Here is a 6,503-nt window from a genome sequence, read left to right on the forward strand (position 1 = left end):
GGTATTGATACTATGTCCTCAAATAATATTAGCGAAGAAGCTTTGTCCCAGTTGAATATAAAAACCAAAAAGATTTATACGAAAGTGTTTGAGACAGATGTTGATACGGATGAATTGGTGCATTTTCACTTGGATTTATGGAATACGGGAAAGACAGAAGGAGCTCTTTCTTGTTTTCCGTCCGTGTGTGAAGCTTTAAGGGAATATGGCATTCCAGCCTACCGTTTGTCGATGAGTAAGATGGAAGTGAGGCAAACGCTTCGAATTCTTTCTGAAAAAGTAAAGACATCTTACTTTAAGGATACACAAATCGGAGTTGAAATCATTGAAGTCGAATATTTTAACAAAGTGGCAGAGGAAATGAAAACTCCATATCATTTACAGTACTTGGAGCTTCGCCTAAAAGAAATGTTGATTCAACTTGGAGAAAAAATAAATGGCTCCTTTTCAGAGAAAGGGAATGGAAGGTACATGATTTTTAGTTCTCGCGGCGCAATTGAACGAGAAATCATTACGCTCGAAGATACCATACAAAAATTGGCCTTTGAAGCAGATACACCCGTTACCGTGGGAATTGGCTTTGGAGAGACAGCCTATTCAGCGGAAATCAATGCTTTTCGTGCTATTCAACATTCGAAAGAGATGAAAAAGCGTGAAATTGTGATTATTCAAGATGATGGAAAAATTATCGAATCACCAGGCAAAAAGAAAGAATTGCAATATGATACCCGTTCCCATAATAAACCTCTTATAGAAAAGTTGAAATACGGAAATATCAGTGTTAAAACGTATAAGAAAATATCGGCTCTTGTTCAAAGAATGGGCTGGAGTGATTTTACTACAAAGAATTTAGCGATACATCTTGAAATGACAGAGCGCAATGTACGGCGGATTGTTGCAGATATGTGCGAAGTTGATTTGGCACAATGCATTGGGGAAGAGGCTAATGCCACTCGTGGAAGGCCGAGTAAAATTTATCGATTATTATAAATAAAAGGCACCCATAATGAAGTGAACCCAAAAAGTTAGACACTTTATTTAGTTAGGCAACCTTGAGGGCATGAACCCGGTAATCAACCGGGCTCATGCCTTTTAATTTCACCTTAATTCGTTGGTGATTGTAATAATAAATATAATCTTCTAGTTCTTGTTTGAAATGCTTCATGCTGTCGAACGTTTGTAAATAAAGCAATTCGGATTTTAATAAGCCAAAGAAGTTTTCCATGACAGCGTTGTCGAGACAATTTCCCTTCCGAGACATGCTTTGTGTAATCGCATGTGACTTCAAGGTATGTGAATATGGTTTCATTTGGTAATGCCAGCCTTGATCCGAATGAAGGATGGGTGAATCTTCCGATTCCAATCGCATTATAACTTGGTCTAACATCTTGGAGACTAAAGGGTAAATAGGACGTGATTCGATATTGTAGGCGATGATTTCTCCATTAAATAAATCAAGAATGGGAGATAAGTACAACTTCTCACCGTATAGATGAAATTCCGTCACATCAGTGACCCATTTTTCATTTGGCTTTGTTGCCTTAAAATCACGCTCGAGAATATTGGGCGCAATCTTTCCAACCTTGCCTTTGTACGAACGGTATTTCTTCATACGTACCATACACTTTAAACCCAACTCATTCATCAATCGAAGCACCGTTTTATGGTTAATCACAATGCCCCGATTATGTAATTCTAAGGTGCTGCGTCGATATCCATATCTCCCCTTATTCGTCTGAAATATCTCTTCGATGACAGGCTTTATCTCCACGTATTTATCCTGACGCCCGAAGGCGTTTCTCCAATAATAATAGGTGCTCCGTGCGATATTCGCGACAGATAGAAGTAGCTTTAAATTAAATTCTCCCCTTAGTTCGTGCGCTACTTTCGCTTTTTCTTGCGTTCTGACGCTTCTCTTTCCTGAACTAAGGCGTTTAACTTTTTTAAATAGGCATTCTCCGCACGTAACCGCTCATTTTCAGCCTTTAATGCTTCTAATGATCCTTCTGCTAGTGGTTTCTTGGTTTCTTTTTTCATGGATGGACGCCCCTTTTTCTTTGGTTTGAGGGCGTCTACTCCTTCCGCTTCACATTGTTTTTGCCAAAGTAATAGGGTAGAAGGTGCCGGAATATTGAAAAACGCAGCGGTTTCACGGAGAGACGTCCCCTGTAAGTTCATATATTCAAGTACTTTCAGTTTATCTTCTACCGTATAAGTTGTATAGCGTTTTTCAAATGCACGTTCTCCATGATATTGGTACTGTCGAATCCAATTGAGTAATACTCCAGAGTTAACACCAACAGATTTAGCTATGCTTTTATGTCCCTCTGTTCCTTCAAGATATCTCTGTACCGCTTGTATTTTTTGTTGTGCTGTAAATTTGGCCATAGAGAAACTGCACCTCCAATTGATAGATGTGTCTAACAATTGGGGTGCAGTTCATTTGGGGTGCTTTTTTATTTTCGCTTCATGCTGCGTTTCAATTTTTTTGTAAAGCATGGAGAGTAGATGAAGTTTGAAAACAGTTTGGAATTTTCGAAAAATATTGAAATAAACACCGAGGGAGATTATACTCTATTTAAGGAATTTTTTCCTTAAACTATCCTAAAACAAGGACTGTTATGTAAATTGAATGAAAAAGGGGTTGTAGTGGGTGTCTCAAACGATAATGATTCATGATTTAATCGAGGCTGTTAAAGATGAAGTGGTTGCTTGGAGAAGATATTTACATAAGTATCCGGAGCTGTCTTTCCAGGAGGAAAAGACAGCACAATTTGTTTATGAAAAGCTGCAAACTTTTGGTGAATTGGAAATTTCGCGTCCGACAAGAACGAGTATTATGGCTCGTTTGATCGGTCAGCAGCCTGGGAAGGTTATTGCACTGAGGGCAGATATGGATGCGCTTCCAATTGTAGAAGAGAATGATTTTGACTTTGTGTCACAGAATTCTGGAGTTATGCATGCTTGCGGACATGATGGGCATACGGCGATGCTGCTTGGTACAGCAAAAATTCTTACACAGTTAAAGGATCAAGTTAAAGGGGAGGTGCGCTTTTTATTTCAGCATGCTGAGGAATTGCCGCCCGGTGGAGCTCAAGAAATGGTGAAAGCCGGTGTGCTTGATGGAGTGGATATGATCATTGGATCCCATCTCTTGTCAACTCTTCCTTTAGGGAAAATTGGTTTGGGCTACGGTCCGGTGATGGCTGGAGCTGATACTTTTAACATTACCGTTATGGGGAAAGGGGGGCACGCCTCACAGCCTGAACTTACCGTCGATCCCATAGCGATTGGAACACAGGTTGTATCGAATCTCCAGCATATAGTTTCGAGGTATCGGGATGCCCAGGAAGCGCTTGTGATTTCAGTGACCCAGTTCCATGCGGGAAGTGCGATTAATGTCATTCCAAGTAGTGTAAACATTGGTGGATCGGTTCGAAGCTTCAATCCAGAACTACGGGAAGAAATCCCGAATTTTATCGAGCGTATAGTAAAAGGAATTACGGAAGCGCATGGAGCCACTTATGAATTCGATTATCTGTTTGGTTATGCTCCTACCATTAATGATGAAGAAGTTACCAGATTGATGGATGAAACGATCTGTGAAGTATTTGGTGAAGAAAGTCGAGAGATTTTAAGGCCAATTATGGGAAGTGAAGACTTCTCTGCTTTTCAAAAAGTGGTTCAGGGATCTTATATTGTAATAGGGGCTCGTAATGAAGAAAAAGGGATAATACATCCTCACCATCATCCAAAATTCACTTTCGATGAACAGGCTTTACAAAATGGGGTGAAGTTATTTGTTCATGGGACTTTGAAAATGTTAAATCTAACATACTAGGGGGTTGAGAGGATGAAAAAAATATATTGGCTCGGAATTATCCCGTTTCTTGGCTTTATTGTGGGCGCTTTGTTTACAAATAAAGTGACTCCCTATGTTCTGGGAATGCCATTTTTTCATTTTTGGATTGTACTCTGGTCTGTGCTGACCACAGGTATAATGGGGGTTATTTACCTACTGGATCCGGCTAATCAGAAGGGAGATTCAAGATGAATATTGCCGTTTTTTTTATCCTGTTTTTTTTCGTTATTTCTGTTTTGATCGGTATCCAGGCTAAAAAAGGGAAAGAAATGAACTTGGAACAATGGTCGGTTGGAGGACGCGGGATGGGAGCCCTATTGATTTTCCTCTTGTCCGCTGGTGAAATGTATACAACCTTTACCTTTTTGGGTGCAAGTGGATCTGCTTATGGGGAAGGGGGGTCCATCTTTAGTATCGTATCATATGGCTGCCTAGCTACAGTGATTTCCTATTGGACATTTCCTGCTATCTGGAGGTATGCAAAGAAACACCAATTAGTTTCGCAATCTGACTTTTTTGTAAAAAAATATCAAAGTCCTTATCTTGGTGTGCTTGTTGCGGTTATAGGTGTTGTAGCCTGTACTTGCTACTTAGTGCTGCAATTGAAGGGGTTAGGATATATCGTTTCAGCAACATCCTATGGGGCTATTTCTTCTACAGCTGCCATTTGGGCCGGAGCAATTGGCGTTACCATTTTTGTAATGGTTTCCGGTATTCACGGCTCTGCGAGGACAGCTATTTTGAAGGATATTCTGATTCTTGGCATTGTCGTATTTTTAGGAGTTTATTTCCCTCTTCATTATTATGGCGGGCTCCAACCTATGTATGAAGCAATTGAAAATGCAAAGCCGAACTATACTATACTTCCAGATCAGGGAATGAGCGTTTCGTGGTATATATCCACTGTTATATTAAGCTCTATTGGATTTTATATGTGGCCGCACGGGTTTTCTCCTATATATGCTGCCTCTAGCGAAAAAGCTTTACGGAAAAACGCAATCCTAATGCCCATGTACCAACTGATATTATTGTTTGCCTTTTTTGTTGGATTTGCAGCGATCTTGCAGATGCCTGGATTAAAAGGCGGCGAAGCCGATCAAATCTTGCTGCAGCTATCTAAACAGGATTTTGATCCATGGTTTGTGGGCTTAATCGGTGGAACTGGCGTGTTAGCCGCTTTAGTGCCAAGTTCCATGCTCCTGATGTCCATATCAACAATGCTTGCAAAAAATGTATATTGCGTATTCACTCCATCAGCAACGGAAAAACAGATTGCAAAACTGGTAAAATACTTGGTTCCCCTAATTTCTCTCTTAGGGATTTACTTGACCTTTAAAGGTGGAAGTTCCCTCTTTAGTCTCGCTCTAATCGCCTATAATTTCATTACACAACTTGCTCCTGCCTTTTTCGCAAGTTTGATGAGAAAGAATTTTGTAACCAAACATGGAGCATTTGCCGGGATAATAACAGGAGGGGTGCTAGTCTCTATTATGGAACTGGGGAACATGAAAATCAGTCAACTATTTCCTCATCTTCCTCAAGCAATTAAAGACCTGAATGTAGGAATTATTGCCCTATTTGTCAATATCGTAGTATTGGTGGTGGTTAGCTTGATGACAAAAAACATTAATTATACTCATCAAGGTACCGATAGTTTGGAAACGACAACGGAAGGGCACAAGTTTCCAACACCAAAAGAATCAAATAGCTAACTTAACATGATTAATAATTTCACTAACGATATGATAATGAAAAATGAATGCGCTCTTTTCTGGGGGCAGTTTTGCAGGACGCTATTTACAGTTCGGATAACGCCGATGATGAATTGGGCTTTCTGGAATCAAAGTTGTCCGTGCACATATGCTTGACAGCCTTCTGTCCAATAACAAAGAAGATGGTCTACAAAAGGAACAAACCGGTCTGAATATGGCCGGTTTGTTTCAGTTAATTACTCTGTTTTGGAACTTTGATCTTTATTTCTTTTATTTCCTTTACTGTTGTCCCCACTAACAGGAGTTTGACCGTGTAATTGCGGTGAATTTTGGTTACCGCTGCCTTTATTGAATTTTTTTGTCATGTCTCACATCTCCTTTCTTTTTTCAAATACAGTTTGTCCCTTTTTGGTGATCTTATGTTTTCACTTGGTAAGAACATCAAATCCAAGTGATATTCAAACCATTGTTTCAAAGATAAAAACCGAAAATTGCCTTTCAGGATATAGGCATGTGATAAAAATATTTTGACGTACAACAAGAAAAAAACATGAACCTTGAGATGCTGCGAGGAAACGCATTTCTTTCACACTGCATCTAAGGCCAGAGTAAGATTTTGTTGAAAAAGAGTCGTTCACCAATTCCAAACTGGGGTCAATTCAAGTGGACAATATTTCCAAAAACTACCTCGATAAAATATAGTTTTCACACTAATTTTGGAATGACAAAAACTGATTTTGGTATGTACCTTATGAAGGGCCTGCCGAATATTTGCTCCACAGTTACTAGCACTTGTACCATTAATTCGACATGAGAGCTTTTCTGGTTACTGTTTTTTCTTAATTAGTGCCATTTTATTTTTCATGCTCTTTCAAAAAGGCTGTTTTCGCATACTTTGTTGCTATTTACCAAGTAAAGCGGTGTGGTTG

The 6,503-nt window shown here is 39.5% G+C and carries 6 protein-coding genes; 4 read left to right on the forward strand and 2 right to left on the reverse strand.

From position 1 onward, the window contains the following. A partial coding sequence (locus ACFVSH_RS21425; RefSeq protein ID WP_387707713.1) for a hypothetical protein occupies positions 1 to 990 on the forward strand: 990 nt, incomplete at its 5' end. 52 nt (positions 991 to 1,042) lie between these two features. Here the strand turns inward: ACFVSH_RS21425 and ACFVSH_RS21430 are convergent. Further along, positions 1,043 to 2,388 (reverse strand): IS3 family transposase gene (locus tag ACFVSH_RS21430; protein WP_387596959.1). Its coding sequence is split into 2 segments (ribosomal slippage): positions 1,043 to 1,932 and positions 1,932 to 2,388, totalling 1,347 coding nucleotides; the frame shifts between segments, so codons are not numbered across the junction. Between the two features lie 280 nt (positions 2,389 to 2,668). On the opposite strand from ACFVSH_RS21430, the gene ACFVSH_RS21435 reads away from it, so the two are divergent. From ACFVSH_RS21435 to ACFVSH_RS21445, 3 genes are read left to right on the forward strand one after another with little or no spacing between them, the layout of a single operon-like run. After that, complete coding sequence (locus ACFVSH_RS21435) at positions 2,669 to 3,841, forward strand: amidohydrolase (protein ID WP_387707717.1); 1,173 nt, start codon at positions 2,669 to 2,671, stop codon at positions 3,839 to 3,841. Positions 3,842 to 3,853: 12 nt separating this feature from the next. After that, positions 3,854 to 4,054 (forward strand): DUF3311 domain-containing protein, encoded by a 201-nt coding sequence (locus ACFVSH_RS21440; RefSeq protein WP_192207968.1) that lies wholly within the window; start codon positions 3,854 to 3,856, stop codon positions 4,052 to 4,054. Next, positions 4,051 to 5,574 (forward strand): sodium:solute symporter family protein, encoded by a 1,524-nt coding sequence (locus ACFVSH_RS21445; protein ID WP_387707715.1) that lies wholly within the window; start codon positions 4,051 to 4,053, stop codon positions 5,572 to 5,574. Before ACFVSH_RS21440 ends, ACFVSH_RS21445 begins: the two co-directional genes overlap by 4 nt. Positions 5,575 to 5,810: 236 nt before the next feature. Here the strand turns inward: ACFVSH_RS21445 and ACFVSH_RS21450 are convergent, their stop codons facing one another. After that, positions 5,811 to 5,939, reverse strand: coding sequence for a hypothetical protein (locus ACFVSH_RS21450; RefSeq protein ID WP_318290963.1), 129 nt, complete (start codon positions 5,937 to 5,939; stop codon positions 5,811 to 5,813). Positions 5,940 to 6,503: the final 564 nt, after the last annotated feature.

Origin of the sequence: Peribacillus sp. NPDC058002, from assembly GCF_042886655.1 — a bacterium.
Taxonomy (GTDB): Bacteria; Bacillota; Bacilli; order Bacillales; family DSM-1321; genus Peribacillus; species Peribacillus aracenensis.